Raw genomic sequence first — 21,386 nt, 5'->3', positions numbered from 1 at the left:
CTTTTCTTTACTGATTCGCAAATTCTTTTGTTATCTTTATTGCACAAAACGGTCCACACATTGAACAACCATCAGACTCATATGGTCTACTTTCAAGTTTTTTCTTTGCATCTTCTGGGTGTATCGCAATTTCAAACATCTTATTCCAGTCAAAGTTTGCTCTGGCAAGTGCCATATTGTATTCAAGTTCCAATGCCTTCTTATTTCCCTTCGCAACATCTGCAATTACTGCAGCTATTCTTGAAGCGATCACGCCATACTTTACATCATTTTCGTCAGGCAAAGCAACGTGTTCTGCTGGTGTTACGTAGCAAATGAAATCACAGCCATGATAAGCGGCTAAAGCAGCGCCTACTGCACTGACTATGTGGTCGTGTCCAACGCCTCTATCTGTTGGAAGTGGACCAAGCAAGAATACAGGAGCACCTTTACCAATTTTCTTCATCAGTTTGACATTCATTTCGATTTCATTTAGAGGCACATGACCAGGTCCTTCGAGCATAACCTGGACACCTTTTTTTCTTGCCATGTCAACCAACTCTGCCATAACAAATAATTCCTCAAGCTGTTGAGGGTCAGTTGCATCTACCACAGTTCCTGGTCTCATACCATCGCCAAGACTAAGAGTTACATCAAACTCCGCAGCGATGTCCAGAATCTCGTCAAAATGTTCGTAAAATGGGTTTTCCTTTCTATTTTGTATCATCCAACCAGCAATGATAGATCCCCCACGGCTAACTATTCTTAGTACTCTTTTGCTCTTCTTGAGTTTTTCTAAAACATTTTGTGTTATGCCAACGTGGATTGTCATAAAATCTATACCATCCTTGGCATGAGCGTATACCATATCAATAAAATCTTTTTCCGTAAAATCTACCACGTTCTTACAACTTTCGTATGCTTTGACCGCAGAATCGTATATCGGAACAGAACCAACAGGAACTGGAGAATGTTCAACAATTGTTTGCCGAATCTTTGAAAGGTCTCCCCAAGTAGAGAGCGTCATAACAGCATCAGTACCTGCTGAAATTGCGATTTCAAGCTTTCTCAGTTCTTCTTCTAAGGACGAGTATCCCGCAGAAGTTCCTATATTTGCATTAACCTTTACAGAAAAGTCTTCTCCAACTATCATTGGTTTGGAAACGTTATGAAGCTTGTTTTTTGGAATAACTGCCTTTCCTTCTGAAAGTTTTTTCAAAACATATTCAACGGAAAGTCCCTCGTTTTCGGCACACTTTCTAATTTCATCTGTAACTATACCATTTATAGCATTTTGCATTTGAGTAGGCATGTTCTTCACCACCTTTTCTTAGTCAAATTCTTAGTCCAACCTTTTCAATTCAGACAATATTAACTCTGCTGCACGGATACCTGAAAAAATCATCCCTCCGAATATTGGTCCCATTCTTGGTCCACCACCAACGCTCACGGCAGCCATTCCCATCACGTAAAGTCCGGGATAAATCTCTCTTGTATTTTCAACAACGAACTTTTCACCATTTTCTGCATCCATTGGAAATTCGTAATCGACAGTACCACAGCTGCAAAGATTTTCCGTTGAACCTGTGACACTCATCATAATCCCGCGTTTTGATAGTAACCTAACAAGATTAGCCGGATGCCCGGTACCGTCTACGGTGAATTTAGCAACAACGGTAATCGGATCGACATGAAGCCTTTCTTTGACTGTTGGAAGCCAGTTTATAACCACACCACAAACGCGTTTATCGTACATGACCAAATCTTCGACAAAAACGTTATTGAAAAGAACAGCGCCGTTAAGGGTTGCATGATACAGCAGTGCGGACGCAAAGTGCACGGAATCAACGGTTATCAAATCGCCGTGCTTGACATATTTTATAGAATACTCTTTGAGAAAACCCTCTAACTCGCTTTCTAAAACCAATTCGTTGAACATCATTCCGCCACCCCAAATTCCACCGCCGGGCTCGTTCTTGGCTTCAAAGATTGCAACTTTCTTCCCCGCTTTAGACAGTTCGATAGCGAGTGCTAACGCGCTTGGTCCCGCACCTGCAATAGCAACGTCTACCTCGAGGTTTGCTTTTAATTTCTGAAAATACCTTTCCACAATGAGCTCTGAAATTCGATAATCTTTTTTGCTGCTTAATTCCTTCAACATATCAGTAACCTCCCTTAGTTTGTTTGAAAATAAAGAAAGTCCCTCCGAAATTCTTCGGAGGGACCCATTCTGCTTTTTTTACACTAATTAAAATTCTTTAGAATCTTTCTCCCGAATCCCTCCGCCGGTATTACCCGGATCAGGTTCATAGGGTCGAAGGATTGCCTCCTTCCTCTCAGCCCCGCTGTATGGAGCTCCCCTTCGGGAAATTATTCACTTTTCTAATTTGATAATAATACACTTTTAGAAAAAGTCAAGCATTTAAGAAATTGAAAAAATCAAGAATTTGGTCTGTTTGTATTAAAATTCTATACCTTTCCTTGCCATGATACCTTTTGTATAATAATGCTTAACCTCTCTCATCTGAGTAACCAGATCAGCGTATTCCAAAAGTTCATTTGGAGCATATCTTCCCGTAATTATAATCTCGACGTCTTTATCGCGTTTTTCCAACAGTTCAAGCACTTGGCTAACTGGGATGAGACCATAATAAATTGCTACGTTTAACTCGTCAAGAATAACTAAATCGTATGTTCCATTGAGAATGAAATTTTTTACTTTTTCAAACCCTTTTTGAGCAAGTTCTATATCGATTTTATCAGGATTTCTTTTGATAAAGCAATCTCGTCCGAACTGTTCGATAGTAATGTTTGGGATATATCTTTCTACGTCAAGTTCGGTGTATTTCATACCCTTTATAAATTGCCCGATAAAAACATTCATACCTGCACATGCGGCTCTAAGTGCCTGGCCAAATGCTGCTGTTGTCTTACCTTTACCATTACCTGTATAAACATGCACAAACCCCATCATTATGCCTCCCATCATTCTTTTCTACATTCCACAAGTTTTTGAATTAGTTTTGCATTTTCATTAGCGTTCTTTAGTCCGATCCTTACAAAAGATTCCATTCCAAAATCGTACATAGTCCGCACGTGCATTCCATTATTGTTGATGAAATTCAAAAACTCTTTGGTATTATCAAAGCTGTTTCCAACCTTAATAACAAAGTAGTTTACACTTGAAGGAAAGTAAGCGTACCTTTGAAACCGTTCACGTTCTTGAGAGATATATCTCTGGGTTAATACCTTGAATTCAAGGAATTTGCTGTAATTCTTAATAATCTCTTGAATTGCAAGGTAACCAAGAGAACCAACGCCCCACGGACTTCGGTATTGTTTAAGAAATTCAGAAAATTTCTTGCTTTTGGCATATCCAATCCTTATTCCCGGATACCCGAGAATTTTCGTAAATGTTCTTATACGAATAACATTTTCAAAGTTGTCTAAATTATATTTTCCCTTTAACTCTTCGGATACAAAGTCTATAAAGGATTCATCAATTATGCATGTCACACCATAGTTTTCTAATTCCCGAACTAAATCATCGAGTTCTGCATAAATGCCCGTTGGATTGTTCGGGTTGCTCAACATGACATACATCTTTTTTCTACTCTTTGTTCTAATCTTTTTTGACAGCCGAAGGATTCGTTCGTAATCTAATCGACGGTTGTCAAAATCGACTATACTAACTTTATATATTTTGTTTTCATTAAATTGTGCAACGCGTTCGTATTCTCCGTAATTTGGAGTTGGAATGATTACCTCAGCATCTTCAAGCGATTTGAAGCCGATAATTTGCAAAACCTCAGTAGCTCCGGCGAAGATTTCGCAATCTTCACCAAAGACATTTTTAAAATCCTCTTCAAGCCATTCTATATAAGTGTATTTCGATGAGTACTCCTCACCAAGTTTAAATATACCCTTCAAAAAATCGGGTTTTAAAGGATTGATTGAAACTGAAAAATCAATTATAGTTTCTTTGTTTATTCCACCATGAAAAACGCTCATATGACGCCCCCAGCGTTGAGTAATATTCTCACTGCATAAGAAAGAAAGACTATGAATAACCATAATGAGCAAATGTTTTTATACAGCTTCAATCCACGCTTCAAATCACTCTTTTCTGGAAGTTTCCCTTCAAATCTATACATACCGATTTTTTCAAATCCAACGCTCAGTACGCCGGCAAACGCACTCATCGGATAAGTGCCGTTTATTTTCAATCTCCCGTAGAGCTTGATGTATTTGAGAGCATTACGAAAATTGAACAGTGAAATAATCAGTGCACTTAATCTTGCGGGAATGTAGTTTGCAACATCATCAAGCCTTGCTGGAAGTTTCCCAAACCATTCATACGTTTGATTTCTGTACCCAAACAGCGCATCGTATGTGTTAATTATTCTATAGACCACAGCACCAGGCAAACCGAATAGCAAAAAATAGAAAATGGGCGCTACAACTGAATCATTGAAATTCTCTGCTAAGCTTTCGAGTGCTGCCGAGTAGAGATGCTGCTTTGATAAGTTTCTTGTATCTCTGCTAACAATCATGGAAACATTTTGCCTTAAGATTTTTTCATCTTCTACATTACATCTTTCAACATGCGTATAAAGGCTCTTAATTGCAAAGGTTGATTTAGTAAGGTAAGAACACAGTACTATGTAGATAAGGTAATAATTAGATCTTAAACCAAGAACAAAAAATATTATGCTCAGCCAAAACGAAATTTCGAAAATTTCTGAGACCATTCCTAAAACAAATCTTTCGGAAGCGCTACTGCATCTTTGAGTGTGCTTGTCAAAAAACTTACTTAGAAATCCAAAGTATACAACCGGATGAATGGCTGTTGGATATTCTCCGAAAATTATGTCAAATGTGACAGCAATAGTTAGTGAAATTACATTATCAATTGTATTATCCCAAAGGAACATATAAGCACTCCCACATTGTTAGAAAATTTATTCACTATGTTTGTTAATCAAAAATTGAGAAAGCAAGTAAAATGAATAACTGTGCAATCAAACAAGTACCCCCAATGACATCGCCCGTAACTCCACCGATTTTTCTTTCGGATATTGAATTAACCACGATTGCTACACTGATAGCAATTAACAATGACAAAACGTATCCCACGTAGCTCAAAAAAATTAAAGGAAGCGTAAATAGGATTCCAACGAGATTTCTTTTGCTCGTTGGATAAAGTAATGCACCAAGCCCTTTGTTCTTTGCAGGTTTAGAGAAAAGAATTAAAAGAGTCATCGTTAATCGTCCAAAGACAGAAGAAAATAACAGAGCGTATGGTGGAACAAGAGAAAATAGTTGATAAAAGACGATAACGTATAACGTGCCATAAAAAACAGCAAAAGGTCCAACATTTCCTTTCGACATTATTTCGAGTCTTCTTTCAGCATTCGACTGGTTCAAAAAACCGTCGAACATGTCGAGAAGTCCATCAAAGTGAAAAAGATCGAAAAGATAAAAACCTGCTGCAATTGAAATTACTTTGACTAATAAACTTCCACCTACGTTGGGAATAAGCCTGCTTAATGTCGCCCCCGATAGATAGATACTTCCAATGAGGTATCCAACAATAGAGAAATATTTTGGTACTTTCCGAATATCTCCAGCGTCTAACTGATATCCCTTCATGTTAACGGGTATACGAGATATAAAGCTCAAAGCTATCATAAACTCTCTCACGAACACCATGAGAAGATTGCCCCCTGCAGCTATTTTGTTTTAAGAACAGTTCGCTCAAATAGTGTTATAGAGTCTATTAAGTCATCTAAATTGAAAATCTCAAAGCATATAAGACTGATTTCAGAGATTCTCCTTCTTCCTAAAAAGTTGATAACATCTTCAAGCGTTTTTTTATCAAGCTTTTCGTGGTCTTTTCCACTGTGCACACCCATCATGTGAATTTCGTTTATTTTATCAATCAACTCCATTGGGAATCTTTCACCAAGAAAATGGTGCCCAACATCAAAAGTCATCTTTTCGTAGGGCAAGACCTTTTCCTTCAAGTTCTCAACCGAAACATCTTTGCTTGCAACTTTAATAAACTCACTTATGCCATCTATTGGATGCACTACATAATTCAGAATTTCCAAATCTGATTTCCTCAGAAAATTGTAAGCACTAATCATGTTTTCTACATTGTTTGTTGGCAAGTGGACAGTATATTTCAGACCATACTTCCCGGTTAGTTTTGCTAAATATTTAGCTTCCTTTTCTAAAAGCTCCTTGGTTTCATCGTCCCATGTATAGACCAACAGTTCAACAAAGTCAACTAAATGTGCCAAAATCCTTGCATTCTCGTAGTATGTTCCAGGTATGACCCAAGAGGTGCTACCAATAAGTTGCTTGTTCGCTGTGCTCATCTTATCCTTACCTCAATCCCACTGAAGAGTACGTAAACCTCGTTTGATATGCCTGCAAGTCTCGAATTGAGCTTTCCAAGTGTTTCTGCGTACTGTCTTGCAAGTTTGTTTTCAGGTACTATTCCGAAGCCAACTTCATTTGTGACTATAACAACATCATAATCGACAGTCTCTAAGATATTGATCAGATTTTCAGTGTAGTTTTCCACGTCGTAATTGTAATGGAATAAATTGCCGAGATAAGTCGTAATGCATTCAATTAGTGCAACGTCATAACCTCCACTGAGCTTTTTTAATACTTTGTGTACTTCCACAGGTTCTTCGAATGCATCAAACAATGTTCCGCGTTCTTTTTTGTGCCGTTCTATGCGCTCTCTCATCTCATCGTCAAATGGTACACTTGTTGCTATATATGCCCTCTTAGAGTAGGGCTTTTTCAATATGTAATTTTGTGCAAACGTGCTCTTGCCAGATTTTACCCCGCCGGTTATCAATGTAATCATACAGGTTGGTCTTCTCCTTTCGAAACGTTCGCACTTTCAAAAGTCGCCATTTCTCGAATCATTTTGATCGCAGCTTCTATGATTGAAATGGAAAGCACAGCACCTGTTCCTTCGCCGAGTCTCATATCAAGATCCAGAATTGGTCTCAAACCAAGTTTATCAAGAATCACTTTGTGTCCCTTGACTTTTGATTTGTGTCCTGCGAATACGTAGTTCAAAACTTGCGAATTTATCTTCCACGCGATTAAAAGCCCTGCTGTTGTTGGGAAACCATCGATGATTACGGGAACCCTTCCTCAGCTGCTTTGAGTATAAACCCAGCCATCTGTCCAATACAATATCCACCAACCTTCTGCAGAACATCAATCGGATCATTAGCGTCTGGGTCATTAACTTCTAAGGCATATTTTATCGCTTCTTTCTTTTTTCTTAATCCTTCTTCATTCAACGGTGTTCCAATATCTAAGATTTCGTCAAGCCCAAAGCCTAAAGCCACTGCTACTGCAGAAGCGGTTGTTGTGTTTCCGATTCCCATATCACCGACAACAAGTAATTCTGCTCCTTTTTCTATTGCTTTGTCGGCGATTTCAGCACCTTTCTCGATACATGCATAAGCTTGCTCTTTTGTCATCGCAGGTCCTTTAGTAAAATCTTTCGTACCGTAGCCTATCTTAGCTTTTATTAACCTTTTGTGCTCAATGTCTACGTCTACTTTGACACCTGAGTCAACCACAAAGACATCTGCACCAACGTGTCGAGAAAAGACGTTAATTGCAGCACCACCGTTGAGAAAATTTAGAATCATCTGATATGTGACCTCTTGCGGATATGCGGAAACACCATTTTCTGCTACTCCATGATCTGCCGTAAACACGTAAACTTCTTTCCTTTTTGGGAGCTCAGGGATAACCTTTCCTTGGATTAATCCCATCTTCAGGGCGATTTCTTCGAGATAACCTAAGCTTCCGACGGGTTTTGTGAGGTTGTTAAGTCGGTTCACTATAGCACTTTTCAGTTCATTTGAGAAGGTTGCATTAATGTTGAAATTCAAGCCTTTCCTTGTGATTTCCATAAACTTTTCCCCCTTTATATACTTTAGAAATTAAAAACAAATTTTCCCGTAAAGCCCGAGCTTTCGGGAAAAACAATCCCCATTTGCAAAGGTATCCCGGCTTGCGGATCACCCTACTCACCACGCCTTCCCAAAAGCTAAGCTTTCAGTGGCATATTGTGGTTTTCGTCCCCGCTTACGGTTGCTGGGCAGCCTCGGATTCTCACCGAAGTTCCCTTTGCAAAAGAGTGAAATCTATTTACTTTCAAAAAGCATTATACAATATTTTCAGAAATGAACAATCTTGACAATCGCACGATAACGAACATTAGAATCGAAAATTTGACAATAACTGTATTTCTCTATATTCAGCACTAAATATTGTACATATTTGCTTTTGACAATACTACATTTTGTTAACTATAATCTTTATAAGCAAAATTCTACGAATGGGGTGATAGTTTTGTTTGTATTTGCATCGTGGAGTGGAGGAAAAGATTCTGCCTTAGCATTGTACTATGGTATGAAAAAGTACGGTAAAGTTGATTGCCTTTTTACTATGCTTGATGAAGACTGTTCTTCTTCAAGAGCACATGGTTTTGGCAAAGATATACTTGAAAAACAAGCTTTATTAATAGGGACAAAATTGATAACAAGATGCAGCAGCTGGGAAAGTTATGAAGAGAACTTTCTTGATTTTTTAAGTAACCACGCAAAAGGAGGAATCGGAATTTTCGGTGATATTGACTTACAAGAGCATCTTGATTGGGTAAAAAGAGTTTGCAGCGTTCATAATGTTACTGTAGAAGAGCCTCTCTGGAAGAGGAAAAGAGAAGTGATTTTAGAAGAGTTCTCAAACTTGGGATTTAGAGCTCTGATTGTATCTGTAAAGAAAAACTTAGGTATTGATGAAATCCTTGGTAATGAACTAACGAACAGAGAGACACATAGAATTCTTGAAAAATCCGGTGTCGATATCTGTGGTGAGAATGGTGAATACCATACGCTTGTCTATGACGGACCAATATTCAGCTCTCCCCTTAATTTCTACGTTGAAGGGCTCTACGAAGACGACAATGCAAAGCGACTAAAAGTTAGAGCGAAACAACTTTAATGGAGATGATAATATGAAAAAAGGTTCATTAATGATTCAAGGTACATCTTCAGCGGTTGGTAAATCTATAATCACACTTGCGCTATGTAGATATTTTTCGAATAATGGTTACAAAGTCGCACCGTTTAAGTCTCAAAACCTCTCCTCTGTGTCGTTTACTTCCAACAGCGGTCAAATCTTTGCATGGGCTCAAGCGCTCCAAGCTTTTGGAGCTAAAACTAAACCAATTGAGGAGATGAATCCTGTATTAATCAAGCCGGTCGGCGGAGGATACAGTGAGGTATTTTTGCTTGGCAAGAGCTTGGGAAGATTACATTATACGGACTACAATCGGAGAAAAACATTTTTGTGGAGAAAGATTAGAGAGGCGTATAACACTCTTTTAGAGAAACATGATATAGTTATTGTGGAAGGTGCAGGAAGTCCCGTCGAGCTTAACCTTAAAAAAGGTGATATTGTAAACATGAAAGTAGCTAAGAGTTTTAATATACCAGTGCTAATCGTTGGAAATATACATCTTGGCGGAGTTTTTGCTTCACTATATGGAACATACAAACTACTATCAAGAGCTGAACAAAAGCTTGTCAAAGGATTCATCATAAACAAATTCAAAGGCAGTAAAGAACACTTAGGCGATGGACTGAAGACTCTTGAAAAATTGACTAAAGTTAGGACTGTTGGTATTGTTCCATTTATCGATCACCATCTTGAAGACGAAGACGATGCTGGAAAGAGTTCAAAAAACATTGAGAAAAACATGGACTCATCATCTTTCACAGATGAACTTGATAGTGAAATAGAATGTATATCAAAGATCATTTGCGATAATTTAGACATGGTTTATATAAAAGAACTTCTATTTAGGGGGGATAGAATATGGAATTAATTCTCATACCTTATCCAAAAGTTGTGAAACAATGTAGCGGTTATGTTGGGCTTGGTACAAGGATTGCAACGACTTTTTATCAGGTTGCTCCAAACAGTGTTGATAAGTTAACAAAATTCTTAGGACAAGAACTAAGAAGATTAGGATTCGAATTATCAATGGATAGAACTGAAGCTTTGATACTTAATTTGTCAGTAAATCCAGACGTAGTTGTAGATCAACAAGGGTACAAGATGTTTGTGGAAGAGGAAATAAGCATTTACGCTAACGATGATGTTGGGCTTTTTTATGGCGTCCAGACACTCTTACAACTCTTCAGAAATGTGGCAGAGACTAAACAATTACCAAAGTTGTACATCCATGATTATCCTGACATACTGAACCGCGGTGTAATGCTCGACATCAGCCGAGATAGAATACCAAAAATGGATACGTTGAAAGTTTTAGTTGACAAATTATCTCATTTGAAAATAAACCAACTACAGCTCTACATGGAACACACATTTGCATACAAGAACCACAGAGTTGTTTGGGAAGAATATTCTCCATTAACCGCCGAAGAAGTAAGAGAATTAGATGAATATTGTAAAGAAAGACACATAGAGCTCGTGCCGAACCAGAATACTTTTGGCCATATGGCAAAGTGGCTCATACACGACGAATACAAATATTTAGCTGAAGCACCAGATGGTTTTGAAACACCATGGGACACTAAATTTCTCCAACCATTTTCGCTTTCTCCCGCTGTTCCCGAATCTATCAAACTTGTTGATGAGATTTTGCAGGAACTCTTACCAAATTTCTCGAGCAACAAAGTCAATATTGGTTGTGATGAGACATTTGACTTATGTCAAGGTAAATCTAAAGAACTTTGCGAAAAGATAGGTAAGGGACGTGTGTATCTTGACTTTCTCTTGAAAGTATATAATATAGCGAAAAAGCACAAACAGACAGTTATGTTCTGGGGAGATATCATTGAAAACCACCCAGAATTGATTGAAGAATTACCGAAAGACATGATAGCTATGGTTTGGGGATATGAGGCTGACCACCCATTTGATGAAAAGTGCAAATTGTACGAGCAAAGCAACATTTCGTTCTATGTGTGCCCAGGTACTTCAACTTGGAATTCATTTATCGGCAGGAGCAAGAATTGTATAGAGAACATCAAAAATGCGATATCGGCTGCTAAGAAATATCATGCTAACGGTGTTTTAGTAACAGATTGGGGAGACCATGGTCATTCTCAGCACCTACCATTTTCGTGGATAGGTTTTGCGTATATGGCTGCACTGAGCTGGAACTATACATTGGATGACAGCATAGAGAAAGTTCTTAGAGCAATAGACATACATGTATTTGAAACAAAAGAGGAAATAAGTAATGTAATTTTTGAACTTGGGGAAATTTGCGATAGATTACCATACACTCCTAATGGCACTCCATTCTTCTACACATTCTTGTATCCTGAAAATGTGATGAATTATGCTCAGAAATTCCGACAAAAGACGATAGAAGATGTGAAAAGTAGCTTAAACAAATCTCTTCTTAAATTAGAGAAGCTTAAGGAAAACAATAATCTTAAGGAAGTTGTCGAACAAATAGCCAATAATGTGAAGCTCGCAATCATGGGAATTAGAACTATTGAATTACTTATCAAGTACGGTACAATAGAGAACGTTGAGGACAAAGAATGGGAAAGATTTGAAAAGGATCTTGAAGACATACTTGAAGAGTATTCAAGAATATGGTTAAGATTAAATCGGACTGGTGGATTGAAACAAAGTTTGGAAAAATTGCGTAGAATAGAAAGAGTAAGAAGAGGGGAACGACCATATTTAGTTTTCTGATTGAGGCTATTTCATATGATTAAGAGAAGACACGTTATATACATACTTCCTATTGCTTACATAATATTTTCACTTTTTATTCCTTTCATCCTCAACCTCCATTTTTCAGGAGGTTTTTCGCTCGATGCACTGATAGACAACGCTTCAAAGATCCGATTTACTATATTTCAGGCTCTTCTTTCCTCAGTTTTGACTGCTTTACTCGGACTTCCAGGAGCTTACCTTGTCGGTAGAACGAAGATACATCCGGTTATAAGGCGCACATTCAGAGTGATGTCAAGCATTCCATTTGTCCTTCCCGGTATAACAATGGCAATAGGATTTTTCTTAGTGTTTGGGAAAAACGGCGTGTACACAAGATTTCTCAATACTTTTGGCTTAGATGTTAGGATACTTTATACCTTCAGCGCAGTTTTACTTGGTCATGTTTTTTATAACTTTCCACTCTTTATTCGGATTGTTGGCGAGGCTTGGGAGAATATAGACGGATACGTAATTGAAGCTGCGAAAGTTGATGGTGCAAGTGGTTGGGAAATATTTTCTAAGATTGAAATTCCGATGTTGTTGCCATCTATTCTCAGAGCTTTCTTTTTAACTTATATATACACTTTTACAAGCTTTTCCGTTGTGCTTATCCTTGGTGGAATTCAGTTCTCAACATTAGAAGTTGCGATTTACATGTACTCGCGAGTAACGTTTGATTTTAGAGCAGCAGCAACGTTGATGATTTTCCAAATTATACTTATATCTTTTATCGGTTATTTTACATCGCTTAAGCGTGAGGTTCATGAGAAGCACCACTATAGACACTTGGACAATTTTCCGAAGTGGGGTTATGTGTTCTTTACAATCTCAGCAATCCTGATATTTATCCCTCTTGTTTACTCAGCTTTATCAGGTTTTCTCGACTATTACGGTAAGTTCTCTCTCGAGAATTTCAAACTGCTATTTTCAGAGGATATATCGTACTTAACGGGTGCGAGTTTAAGCGAAGTTGTAAAGTACACGCTTGTAATCTCTACGAGCGCATCTATTTTGAGCATTCTTGTCAGTTTATTTGCCGGTTATTTCTCAGTGCGTGGAAAGAGGTTACAATATATCGTATTGATACCTGCGGCTATGTCATCCGTATCGCTTGCTTTTTCGTATGTGCTCATAGATATTCCAGTTTTGCTCAAAATAATCCTTGTCCACTCGCTTATAAATCTTCCCATATCATTTGGCATAATAGAATCTGGCTGGAGGAATATACCGCAAAATATAATTGATTCAGCGAAAATAGATGGCGCAGGAACTTTCAGATGGTTTTCAAAAGTCGCATTCCCACTTATGAAAAATAGCATATTTACAGCCTTCGTTTACTCATTTACAATTTCTGTAGGTGAGACATCCGGAACTCTAACATTAGCTGAGCCACCAATAACCACATTCGCAGCCGTTGTTTTTCGATTAATGAGTTCAAGAAATACTGAAATTGCGATGGCATTAAATACATTTTATTTCATATTCGTCGTTACTTTGTTCATAACAATAGAAGCCTTAAGGAAGGAGGAGCATTGATGATTCTTTTTGGTACAGGTGGTATCCGCGGTATTATGAGAGAAGGAGAATTTGATGAGAAGACTGTAGCTGTTGCCTCAAAAGGCGTTGCAGAGTACATGAAAAAGGAAGGATTAAAGAAGGTACTGATTGCATATGATACAAGGAATAACTCTGAAAAGTTCGCCAAGATAAGTGCTTCCGTGTTTGCAGGCGAAGGTATGGAAGTTTACATCTTTGATGAACCTGTACCAACGCCTGTTTTGTCGTATGGGGTTCGAAAATTAAAGATGGACATGGGGGTAGTTATCACAGCGAGCCACAACCCGCCAGAATACAACGGGTACAAAGTTTACACATCAAACGGTGTGCAAGCGGTTCCTGAAGTTACCGATATACTTTCAGACTTAGTCGAACAAGCTTGGAATCAGCCAATAAATGCCATTGAAAAGTACAGTATTTTAGGAACAGACATCCTCGATGAATATATAGATGAGTTGGCTGAACTTATCAACGCGGATCTTAGAGGTCTACGGGTTGTTTACTCCGCACTTCACGGCACTGGTACAAGATTCGTTCCAAGACTTCTGAGAAAAATGGGTGCTGAAGTTATAGAGGTTCAGGAACAGATGAACCATGATGGGAATTTTCCAACTGTGAAAACACCGAACCCAGAAGACAACAGGGCTCTTGTGCTTCTGAGAAAATACATGGAAGAACACAACGTAGAACTTGGAATAGCGACAGACCCCGATGCAGACCGAGTTGGTGTTGTGTATAAGAACGTAAGGCTTACTGGAAATCAGGTTGGCGTGATACTTTCTGACATGCTAATATCAGAATACGTCAATAAAGGCAATAACAAAGGTATGTTAATAAAGACTATAGTGACTACAGACATGGTAAAGCCAATGTGCGAAGAACACGGTATAAGACTCTTTGAAGTTCCTACAGGATTCAAGTTCATCGGTGACTTAGTAGAAAAGACTCCACAGTACGATTTCATTTTTGGTTTTGAAGAAAGCTGTGGATACCTTACAGGTGATATGGCGCGTGATAAAGATGCAGTTTTGGCTTGTGGATTAGTTGCAAAGGCTGCAAAGCAATTTGACTTACTTGAAAGACTTGATGCGTTGTACAAGCAGTATGGATACTACTTCGAAAAACTCTTGAATTTTGAGTTTGCATCAGTTACACAAGCATTGGACGTTTACTCAAAACTCAAATCAGTCGAATTACCCGAAGTGAAAGAAGTAATCGACTATTCAGAAGGGTACGATGGTGTCATACCAAACGAAACTCTTCTATTGGATTTTGAAAATGGAAAGATATTTGTCAGACCATCGGGAACAGAACCCAAGATGAAAGCATATGTTATGGTACAGACTGATAGTAGTGAAAAGTCTGGAAACGAATTAGATAAGCTTGAGAAGTTTATGAAAGATCTTGTCGAGAAGATAAAGGGCTGATAATTTCCAAAAGAAGCGGGGAAATACAACCCCGCTTTTTGATTCAAATATGTAAATCACCTTTGATTATAACCCTTGCATGTCCACCAACAAAAGCTTTGTAGATACCGTCTTTGTACTTTAATGATGCAAATATATTAGACATCCTACCCATGGTCTCACCTTGGATAATTTCGTATGTAACATCAGGCTGGACTACACCATGTGTATAAAGATAATAAATCAATGCACCATTTGCAGTTCCTGTTGCAGATTCTTCCGGGATTCCATACAGTGGAGCAAAATCTCTACAATTCGCAAGTGCTCTGTGTTCATCTAACGTAAATACGTGAAAGCTTACAATGTTGTTTATTCTACAAAAGTCCTCAATTCCATCCAGATTAGGTGAAATAGTAAACAATGTATGTTTAGACCTTACAGGAATAATCATGTCCCATAATCCGGTGCTCACGATTCTCGGCTTAAGGCTATATTTATCATCACCAATCTCCCCGGCCTCTATTCCTAACAATTCAGCAAGAGTAGTCTCGTCGAAATTCATTTCTTCAGATGTTTCCATCATTTGAGGCTCTGCTTGTTCCATCATTACTTTACCATCTTCAACGGTCACTTCAATAGCTCCCGTCCTTGTATGAGCTATGTATTTTTTATTCTCTTGAATAATGCTCTCTTCTTTTAGAACATAAAACGTTGCAATTGTTGCATGACCGCAGAGGTCTATTTCAGAAACGGGGGTGAAATAAAGCAAAACAAATTCATTATCAGACCTTTGTCTCACAAATGCTGTTTCTGAAAATCTAACTTCCTTTGCTATGTTCAACATCGTTTCTTTTGATATCGCGTGATCATCGTTTAACAAGACAACACCTGCTGGATTTCCGTAAAACGGTTTTTGTGTGAAAGCATCGGCAACAAAGAAACGCATCATCGGCCCCCCTTTCCAAATGCTAAGTATTCCGACTAATCTCATTATACCAAAAATGTGCGGTAAGTTTCTCAAAATTTCTTAACACAAAGTATGTTTAGACATAGTATAATTAATATAAATAACTGTAGAATCACCAAAAGGAGTGGTTTCTGTGCGACGAATAGCTTTTATTTCTGACATTCATTCCAACCTCGAAGCTTTAGATTCAGTAATGAAAGATGTTGAGAAACAAAGTATCGATGAAATTTACTGTCTTGGCGACCTGGTTGGTTATGGTCCGAATCCTAACGAAGTTGTTGAAACAATTAGAGCTATGAACATTATCACAGTCATGGGTAATTACGACGATGCTATTGGATATGAAAAAGATAGCTGTGGATGTGCGTACAATCCTGGTAGAGAAACAGAAGTTGGTGATGAGTCGATTAGCTGGACTATAAAGAACACAACAGTTGAGAACAAAGAGTTTCTGAAAAAGCTACCACACAAATTATCATTAGATATTGAAGGAGTCAAAATACTACTTGTTCATGGAAGTCCAATCAATTACCTTATTGAATATGTAAAACCTTCAACAAGTGCGGAAAGATTGAGAGTGCTGGTGAAAAACGTAGAGGAAGACATAATAATTAACGGTCACACCCATTTGATTATGGCCAAACACATCTATGGTAAGACAATCCTCAATCCCGGTAGCGTTGGAAGGACAAAAGATGGACAACCCGGAGCAACTTACTTGATACTGAACGTAGATAACGGAGTTTACTGGTATGAATTCCGATTTGTAGAGTACGATATTAAGACAACTGTTGAGAAAATTATCAAAACTGGTTTACCAATAGAACTCGCAACTGTTTTAGCATTAGGACAGACATTTGATATGGGACCTTCAAAGGAAGAAAAGCCGGAACTGAAAGAAATTCCAGGCTTCAAGATTTGATTTCGAATAAGTAAGGCAATCTTTCCCGGCAACTGTGAATTGATTTAGTTGCTGGGATTGTTTTTTCTTAGGTGTATAATAGAATTGGAGAACATAGAGGAGGTATTCTTATGGAAGAGCAAAAGAGATTTACCAAGCAACTATCTGCACTTTCTGTACTATTCTTGATTGCATTGATCGCATACATACTTTCGATGAACACAAAACAGGTTGTGCTGGTCGAAACTAAAACCGAAGATAAACTAACGAAAATCTTTGTACAAATACCGAAGTTCCAGAATTTCAAAAATGAAAATATACAAAACGAGCTTAATAATGGAATTCAGGAGAAGGTCAAGAAAATCGTTGAAGAGGTTAAAGAAATAGCAGAAGAAGTTAATAAAGTTGAAGAGCTTCGCTATCCATATCAAGCACACATTTCAACTGAAATCACTTATGAAGGTAGAGACCTAATTAGCTTGGTTATTTACTATTACACTTTTACAGGTGGTGCTCACGGTAATACCGTATTTGAAACGTACACTATTGATGTAAAAAGCGGAAAGATTTTGACACTGGCGGATCTATTTGACGGAACATGCGATTATACCAAGGTAATAAAAGACGAAATAATCAAAGAAATCAAATCAGAAGAGCAAGACTACTACCCTGAAGCTATCGAGTATATAACCCAGGAAGATTTTTCCAATAAGGCGTTTACGATCTCAAAAGATGGAGTTCAAATTCGTTACCAAGACTACGAAATCGCACCGCATTCAACTGGACTTCCAACATTCACGATACCTTGGGACAAATTCGCAAACTGCTTGAAGTATACTATAAAATAGTATTCAAACTCCTATTGTTCTTATTGCATTCTTCTGAAGCCACGGTTATTAACGCCCTGGCTTATTTATTCCAGAAAATATGTAAGTCCTTAGGGAATTGCCTGAATTTAACTTGAAATGCATCAGTGGATTCTCGGAAATCAAAGTCCAACCTCTCGATTAGTGCACCTTCTGGATTAATTAAAAACCTGCTTAGTATTGCGCTCAAGCATGTATGAGAATAATAATTAGAAGCGAAAATCCTGCACACGATTTATATTATGTCTATCACTCTGCTCAATTTTCGCTCTCTTTAACAAATGGCGTTCATACCTACACATACAGCGTTGATAATTCTGTTAGTCTCCACTAATGCACTCACGATTTCTGAAGTACATTCTATTGTGAAATACCTTTAGCTATGCCTATAATATTATCTACTATAGATTTACTTTGGCAATAGTTTATTACTATACAAACCTATTTCACTGTGCTTTGCCTATATAACCTTTTAATACATTAGTATATATTTATACACTAAATCTTTATGTGTATGCTAATTATCATTCTTAAGATACAGCATCTTCCCACCGCTCGCCTCATCTTATGTCAACAAGTTGTAATAATTATGTACTTATAGGGTTTTAAGCAGTTTCCGAAAAGACCTAAAAATTACCATGCCGTTTATTTGACCTATAAGCGTTTTCAAACTGTCCAGATATATAAGATTGCGTTAAACCTTCTCGAAAGGGCTTATAAGCGATTTAAAACGAAAGTGTTCGAAAAGCAATAATTTGTGCGTGTTGTAGAACTTAGAATAGTTGACGGAACAAAGGTAACCAAGTCCTCAGAAAAAATGCAATATAATGTTTCTTATATTGCATTTTTATAGTACGGCAATGAGCGATTGAAAAACAGCATGAATACACTACTATTGAAACATATATGTTATGGATAAGCAGGGATATAAGAAAGATTACAATTGACGTGCCAACGAGTCTCCGAGTTATGATAGCTTAGGCGTACGGTGCGTATGAACGGTAAGTATTGCTTGAAGCAAAAGCTATCCTGCCAAGCCAAAGTCGAAAGAAGGGCATCTCAAAAGGCATTCTGAGTAAGTAGTCTCTAATCACGACACAAGAATTGTGGAAAGCAATTTATTTCCAATGGTATAATGAATAGCCACTCTAACAAATGCTTGAAGCTGAAAGCGGCACAGCAGGTTTTGAGATGAAAGACATGTAGAATGAATAAATTAGTGATATAACATGGAATAAGACAAAGCTAAGAAAAGTAAACTTTCGTTGTAACATAGTAAAGCCTTTGTAAGCACGCAGTAGAAGATACAGCAGTATAAACTAATTAAGTATATCAACTAAGCAGTACATATAATGAACTTACTAAATAACTATCATAAACTTATTATTTATTATGATATAAGTATTTGGACACTTAATAACTATGTTATAGCTTACACTGACACTTGCTGATACTATGCTATATCAAAGATATAGCATAGTATGGTTAGGAGTTGTCAAGATTATTAGTGCTCCATTGAAGCTTACCGAAAAGTAATGAAGTATAATATATTGTAGAGTTGCCTGATTTTATGGATAGACGTTTTACACTAAGCGTGTATCGTACAGAGGGGATGGAAAATGTTATTGAGAAGCATAAAAACAGAATCAACATGTCTAACAATATTGTGCGATGATGAACTTAACGAACCACTGATTCGTGAGCATGGATTTTCAGTGCTTGTTGAAAAGGACGGAGAACCACCGTTGCTCTTTGATACTGGGCATACAGATGTATTTCTCAGAAATGCTGAGATTATTGGTAAGAATCTACTTGAAGTGGGAAACGTGGTCATAAGCCACGGGCATTATGACCACGCCGGTGGGCTTAGATACCTTGCGAACCTCGGAAAAAGGTTCAACGTCTTTCTAAGAGAGGAGGCATTCTTGCCAAAGTACAGCGGTGAAAGATTTACAGGCGTTCAGTGGGAAGAGGCAAAAGATGGGTTCGACTTCATGATAGTCAAGGACAAACTGATGAGAATTTCACAATCTATGTATATCTTCGGACCAGCCAGATTGAACAACAATTTTGAAGAACCAGATTCAAAGTTTTTCGTTGAAAAGAACGGTCAAAGAATTAGAGACTTTTTTGAAGAAGAACTAAACCTTGTAGTGGATGAAGGTGATGGAATAATCCTTATAACAGGCTGTGCGCATAGAGGGATAGTAAATATAGTAAAAGACGCAACAGAACTGTTTGGGAAGCAGGTTAAACTCCTTATGGGCGGGTTTCATCTCTATAACTTGCCTGAAAGTAAGGGAAGGAGGACTATAGAAGCACTTACATTTCTTGGTGTTAAGAAAATTATTCCATACCATTGTAGCGGAGAATTGATCAAGGAGATGCTGAAAGACGCTCAGTAAACTGATTTCGTGTTTAAAAAACGGCACCATTTAAAATGGATGCCGGTATGGTACCTTAAATTATGAGCATTTGAATATTCTTCTCTTTTTCACCCATGCTACCCCTGGGCTGGCTGCCAAATTAGAACTTACCAGTAAATTTTGAAGAGCGGTGCGGAGCCTTTCTGCACTAAGTAATCCCTAAAGAGATCAGTAACTACTACAGTAAACCTACTTCGTGATTTGACATTCATCTTTTCTGGGAATGGATATGGTACCTTATCAATATATATTCCACCTTGTGGTTCTATAACAATATTCTTTTTTAGATCGTTGACTACAAGAATTGTAAAGGTAATCTCGTTTTCTGAAACTGTGTTATTGGAGTTAACGGCTGCTGATTCTTCGTTTGCTGCCTTTAACTCTTCCTTGTTAAAATTGATTGTAAACGTACCATCTTGCTTCAGACTAAAACTTATTAGTTTGCTGGTATCTGTTGTGATTTCCACGTCGGCAACATAATAGGTCCCGTCGCTATCATATCTAACATTCTCAGTAGTTTCAAATCGCTTACTCAATATTTCCGTTATCTCATCCGCGTAATCATCATGGCTGTCTCTGTCACTTACTGAAATCTTCAGGGTTGCCCAGACCGAAAGTTTATCAGCCTGCCCTGTTGCAAAGTCATAGATAGCGCTTATGTAAACTTCAGGCAAGACCTCAGCTTTACACCCGGTCAGTACAAGCAGAATTGCAGCAAGAATTGTTATTTGGACTATTATTCCGACTAATTTTTGGCTGTTTTAGCTCTTTTCAGTAGTACTTCCTAACCAATTCCGAGTATTTTTTCTTTCCAACATTTTCAATGTTCAAAAGCTCTCTAAATCTTGAGATGTTTTCTTTGTAGCTATGTTCAGTATTGTTTTCAAACAGTGTTTTTTTACTAAACAATTCCTTCATTGCACGTCTAATTCCTAATTTTTCCCTTTCGCCTGGTATTAGATCTAAAGCAATAATTATTTTTTTGTCCAATTCAGACAACTTAGTGACGATAATATCCTCAACGTTCTCCCAATTTAGTTTTCCAAGTCCAGCACCAAGTTTAGGCAAAGTAATAGAATTAATTTCGTTGCCATTTAATAAGTTCTTAATTTCGTTAACCACTGATTCAACCCATTCAATCTTTGAAGGGAATTTATAATCATCCTTTGTGGCCGCATTCAATACTTTTAGTCTTTTCGTTTTCCTAATTTCCTTTTCTGGATCTTCCCAGTATTCACTCTCTACTTCATATATCCAAACATCCCCGGCCTTTATCTTTTGTTTCTGGCATTCTTCTTTATATTTTTTCTCCATATCCGGAAACCTTAAAGCACATTCAAGGGCTAATCCCTTTCCCATGTAGCCTTTGGTGTTTATCGTATTTACAATCGCATCAACTTCAAAGATATGTTCAAAAACAGAATATGGCGAAATAAGAATCATTTTTATCCCCTTTCTATTATTTGTCATTTT

Annotated in this window: 19 protein-coding genes, 1 pseudogene and 2 riboswitches; of the genes and pseudogenes, 8 read left to right on the top strand and 12 right to left on the bottom strand. The window is 37.7% G+C overall.

The features are described 5' to 3' along the window. Positions 1 to 7: 7 nt before the first annotated feature. The 9 genes and pseudogenes from thiC to cobT form a co-directional block, all read right to left on the bottom strand. Positions 8 to 1,291 carry a phosphomethylpyrimidine synthase ThiC gene (gene thiC, locus BUA11_RS08870; protein ID WP_072760669.1) on the bottom strand — a complete coding sequence of 428 codons (1,284 nt, stop codon included), beginning with the start codon at positions 1,289 to 1,291 and terminating at the stop codon, positions 8 to 10. A 30-nt stretch (positions 1,292 to 1,321) separates the two neighbouring features. After that, positions 1,322 to 2,140, bottom strand: a complete 819-nt coding sequence (locus BUA11_RS08865) for a sulfide-dependent adenosine diphosphate thiazole synthase (RefSeq protein ID WP_072760667.1) — start codon at positions 2,138 to 2,140, stop codon at positions 1,322 to 1,324. Between the two features lie 98 nt (positions 2,141 to 2,238). Further along, positions 2,239 to 2,351, bottom strand: a riboswitch (TPP riboswitch). A gap of 89 nt (positions 2,352 to 2,440) precedes the next feature. Then, positions 2,441 to 2,950, bottom strand: a complete 510-nt coding sequence (gene cobO / locus BUA11_RS08860; RefSeq protein WP_072760665.1) for a cob(I)yrinic acid a,c-diamide adenosyltransferase — start codon at positions 2,948 to 2,950, stop codon at positions 2,441 to 2,443. Between the two features lie 14 nt (positions 2,951 to 2,964). Next, positions 2,965 to 3,990, bottom strand: coding sequence for an aminotransferase class I/II-fold pyridoxal phosphate-dependent enzyme (locus BUA11_RS08855; protein ID WP_072760663.1), 1,026 nt, complete (start codon positions 3,988 to 3,990; stop codon positions 2,965 to 2,967). Further along, positions 3,987 to 4,913, bottom strand: coding sequence for an adenosylcobinamide-phosphate synthase CbiB (gene cbiB, locus BUA11_RS08850; RefSeq protein ID WP_072760661.1), 927 nt, complete (start codon positions 4,911 to 4,913; stop codon positions 3,987 to 3,989). Before cbiB ends, BUA11_RS08855 begins: the two co-directional genes overlap by 4 nt. A gap of 43 nt (positions 4,914 to 4,956) precedes the next feature. Then, positions 4,957 to 5,691, bottom strand: a complete 735-nt coding sequence (locus tag BUA11_RS08845) for an adenosylcobinamide-GDP ribazoletransferase (RefSeq protein WP_072760659.1) — start codon at positions 5,689 to 5,691, stop codon at positions 4,957 to 4,959. 20 nt (positions 5,692 to 5,711) lie between these two features. Further along, positions 5,712 to 6,362 (bottom strand): cobamide remodeling phosphodiesterase CbiR, encoded by a 651-nt coding sequence (cbiR, locus tag BUA11_RS08840; protein ID WP_072760657.1) that lies wholly within the window; start codon positions 6,360 to 6,362, stop codon positions 5,712 to 5,714. Further along, positions 6,359 to 6,865: a bifunctional adenosylcobinamide kinase/adenosylcobinamide-phosphate guanylyltransferase gene (gene cobU / locus BUA11_RS08835; protein ID WP_072760655.1), complete on the bottom strand. Its 507-nt coding sequence runs from the start codon at positions 6,863 to 6,865 to the stop codon at positions 6,359 to 6,361. The genes cbiR and cobU overlap by 4 nt, the downstream gene beginning before the upstream one ends. Then, positions 6,862 to 7,937: pseudogene (gene cobT / locus BUA11_RS08830) on the bottom strand (nicotinate-nucleotide--dimethylbenzimidazole phosphoribosyltransferase). The gene cobU and the pseudogene cobT overlap by 4 nt, the downstream one beginning before the upstream one ends. 70 nt (positions 7,938 to 8,007) lie before the next feature. Next, positions 8,008 to 8,199: riboswitch (cobalamin riboswitch) on the bottom strand. 180 nt (positions 8,200 to 8,379) lie between these two features. Here cobT and BUA11_RS08825 point away from each other — a divergent pair. The 5 genes from BUA11_RS08825 to BUA11_RS08805 are packed head-to-tail and all read left to right on the top strand — an operon-like array spanning position 8,380 to position 14,774. Further along, complete coding sequence (locus BUA11_RS08825; protein WP_072760652.1) at positions 8,380 to 9,030, top strand: Dph6-related ATP pyrophosphatase; 651 nt, start codon at positions 8,380 to 8,382, stop codon at positions 9,028 to 9,030. Between the two features lie 13 nt (positions 9,031 to 9,043). Next, complete coding sequence (locus tag BUA11_RS08820; protein ID WP_072760650.1) at positions 9,044 to 9,916, top strand: cobyric acid synthase; 873 nt, start codon at positions 9,044 to 9,046, stop codon at positions 9,914 to 9,916. Further along, positions 9,907 to 11,766 (top strand): beta-N-acetylhexosaminidase, encoded by a 1,860-nt coding sequence (locus BUA11_RS08815; protein ID WP_072760647.1) that lies wholly within the window; start codon positions 9,907 to 9,909, stop codon positions 11,764 to 11,766. The genes BUA11_RS08820 and BUA11_RS08815 overlap by 10 nt, the downstream gene beginning before the upstream one ends. Before the next feature lie 15 nt (positions 11,767 to 11,781). Beyond that, positions 11,782 to 13,326 carry an ABC transporter permease gene (locus BUA11_RS08810; protein WP_072760645.1) on the top strand — a complete coding sequence of 515 codons (1,545 nt, stop codon included), beginning with the start codon at positions 11,782 to 11,784 and terminating at the stop codon, positions 13,324 to 13,326. Beyond that, positions 13,326 to 14,774, top strand: a complete 1,449-nt coding sequence (locus BUA11_RS08805) for a phospho-sugar mutase (protein WP_072760643.1) — start codon at positions 13,326 to 13,328, stop codon at positions 14,772 to 14,774. The genes BUA11_RS08810 and BUA11_RS08805 overlap by 1 nt, the downstream gene beginning before the upstream one ends. Before the next feature lie 43 nt (positions 14,775 to 14,817). Here BUA11_RS08805 and BUA11_RS08800 read toward each other — a convergent pair whose 3' ends face one another. Continuing rightward, entirely contained in the window at positions 14,818 to 15,699 is an 882-nt protein-coding gene (locus BUA11_RS08800) for a PhzF family phenazine biosynthesis protein (RefSeq protein WP_072760640.1), read from the bottom strand. A gap of 154 nt (positions 15,700 to 15,853) precedes the next feature. Between BUA11_RS08800 and BUA11_RS08795 the strand changes: the two genes are divergently transcribed. The 3 genes from BUA11_RS08795 to BUA11_RS08785 all read left to right on the top strand — a co-directional run bounded on the left by BUA11_RS08795 (position 15,854) and on the right by BUA11_RS08785 (position 19,892). Further along, positions 15,854 to 16,642, top strand: a complete 789-nt coding sequence (locus BUA11_RS08795) for a metallophosphoesterase family protein (RefSeq protein ID WP_072760638.1) — start codon at positions 15,854 to 15,856, stop codon at positions 16,640 to 16,642. A gap of 110 nt (positions 16,643 to 16,752) precedes the next feature. After that, the gene (locus BUA11_RS08790) at positions 16,753 to 17,469 is read left to right on the top strand and encodes a DUF3298 and DUF4163 domain-containing protein (protein ID WP_072760636.1); all 717 of its coding nucleotides are present in this window, start codon (positions 16,753 to 16,755) and stop codon (positions 17,467 to 17,469) included. Between the two features lie 1,637 nt (positions 17,470 to 19,106). Continuing rightward, complete coding sequence (locus BUA11_RS08785; RefSeq protein WP_072760634.1) at positions 19,107 to 19,892, top strand: MBL fold metallo-hydrolase; 786 nt, start codon at positions 19,107 to 19,109, stop codon at positions 19,890 to 19,892. Between the two features lie 128 nt (positions 19,893 to 20,020). On the opposite strand, the gene BUA11_RS08780 is transcribed toward BUA11_RS08785, so the two are convergent. Further along, positions 20,021 to 20,587 carry a DUF7424 family protein gene (locus BUA11_RS08780; protein WP_072760632.1) on the bottom strand — a complete coding sequence of 189 codons (567 nt, stop codon included), beginning with the start codon at positions 20,585 to 20,587 and terminating at the stop codon, positions 20,021 to 20,023. Between the two features lie 97 nt (positions 20,588 to 20,684). Beyond that, positions 20,685 to 21,383 carry a macro domain-containing protein gene (locus BUA11_RS08775; RefSeq protein ID WP_084634429.1) on the bottom strand — a complete coding sequence of 233 codons (699 nt, stop codon included), beginning with the start codon at positions 21,381 to 21,383 and terminating at the stop codon, positions 20,685 to 20,687. Positions 21,384 to 21,386: the final 3 nt, after the last annotated feature.

The sequence above is a fragment of the Fervidobacterium gondwanense DSM 13020 genome (genome assembly GCF_900143265.1).
Taxonomy (GTDB): Bacteria; Thermotogota; Thermotogae; order Thermotogales; family Fervidobacteriaceae; genus Fervidobacterium; species Fervidobacterium gondwanense.
Note: the sequence above shows the minus strand (reverse complement) of the source record. Positions and strands in the feature narration are given on the sequence as shown.

Bases quoted from the DNA above. Each gene is read 5' to 3' on its own strand.
- cobO (WP_072760665.1), bottom strand. From the start codon at position 2,950: ATGGGGTTTGTGCATGTTTATACAGGTAATGGTAAAGGTAAGACAACA.
- cbiB (WP_072760661.1), bottom strand. From the start codon at position 4,913: ATGTTCCTTTGGGATAATACAATTGATAATGTAATTTCACTAACTATT.
- thiC (WP_072760669.1), bottom strand. From the start codon at position 1,291: ATGCCTACTCAAATGCAAAATGCTATAAATGGTATAGTTACAGATGAA.
- BUA11_RS08805 (WP_072760643.1), top strand. From the start codon at position 13,326: ATGATTCTTTTTGGTACAGGTGGTATCCGCGGTATTATGAGAGAAGGA.
- BUA11_RS08820 (WP_072760650.1), top strand. From the start codon at position 9,044: ATGAAAAAAGGTTCATTAATGATTCAAGGTACATCTTCAGCGGTTGGT.
- BUA11_RS08855 (WP_072760663.1), bottom strand. From the start codon at position 3,990: ATGAGCGTTTTTCATGGTGGAATAAACAAAGAAACTATAATTGATTTT.
- BUA11_RS08865 (WP_072760667.1), bottom strand. From the start codon at position 2,140: ATGTTGAAGGAATTAAGCAGCAAAAAAGATTATCGAATTTCAGAGCTC.
- BUA11_RS08775 (WP_084634429.1), bottom strand. From the start codon at position 21,383: ATGACAAATAATAGAAAGGGGATAAAAATGATTCTTATTTCGCCATAT.
- BUA11_RS08815 (WP_072760647.1), top strand. From the start codon at position 9,907: ATGGAATTAATTCTCATACCTTATCCAAAAGTTGTGAAACAATGTAGC.
- BUA11_RS08800 (WP_072760640.1), bottom strand. From the start codon at position 15,699: ATGCGTTTCTTTGTTGCCGATGCTTTCACACAAAAACCGTTTTACGGA.
- cobU (WP_072760655.1), bottom strand. From the start codon at position 6,865: ATGATTACATTGATAACCGGCGGGGTAAAATCTGGCAAGAGCACGTTT.
- cbiR (WP_072760657.1), bottom strand. From the start codon at position 6,362: ATGAGCACAGCGAACAAGCAACTTATTGGTAGCACCTCTTGGGTCATA.
- BUA11_RS08810 (WP_072760645.1), top strand. From the start codon at position 11,782: ATGATTAAGAGAAGACACGTTATATACATACTTCCTATTGCTTACATA.
- BUA11_RS08790 (WP_072760636.1), top strand. From the start codon at position 16,753: ATGGAAGAGCAAAAGAGATTTACCAAGCAACTATCTGCACTTTCTGTA.
- BUA11_RS08785 (WP_072760634.1), top strand. From the start codon at position 19,107: ATGTTATTGAGAAGCATAAAAACAGAATCAACATGTCTAACAATATTG.
- BUA11_RS08845 (WP_072760659.1), bottom strand. From the start codon at position 5,691: ATGGTGTTCGTGAGAGAGTTTATGATAGCTTTGAGCTTTATATCTCGT.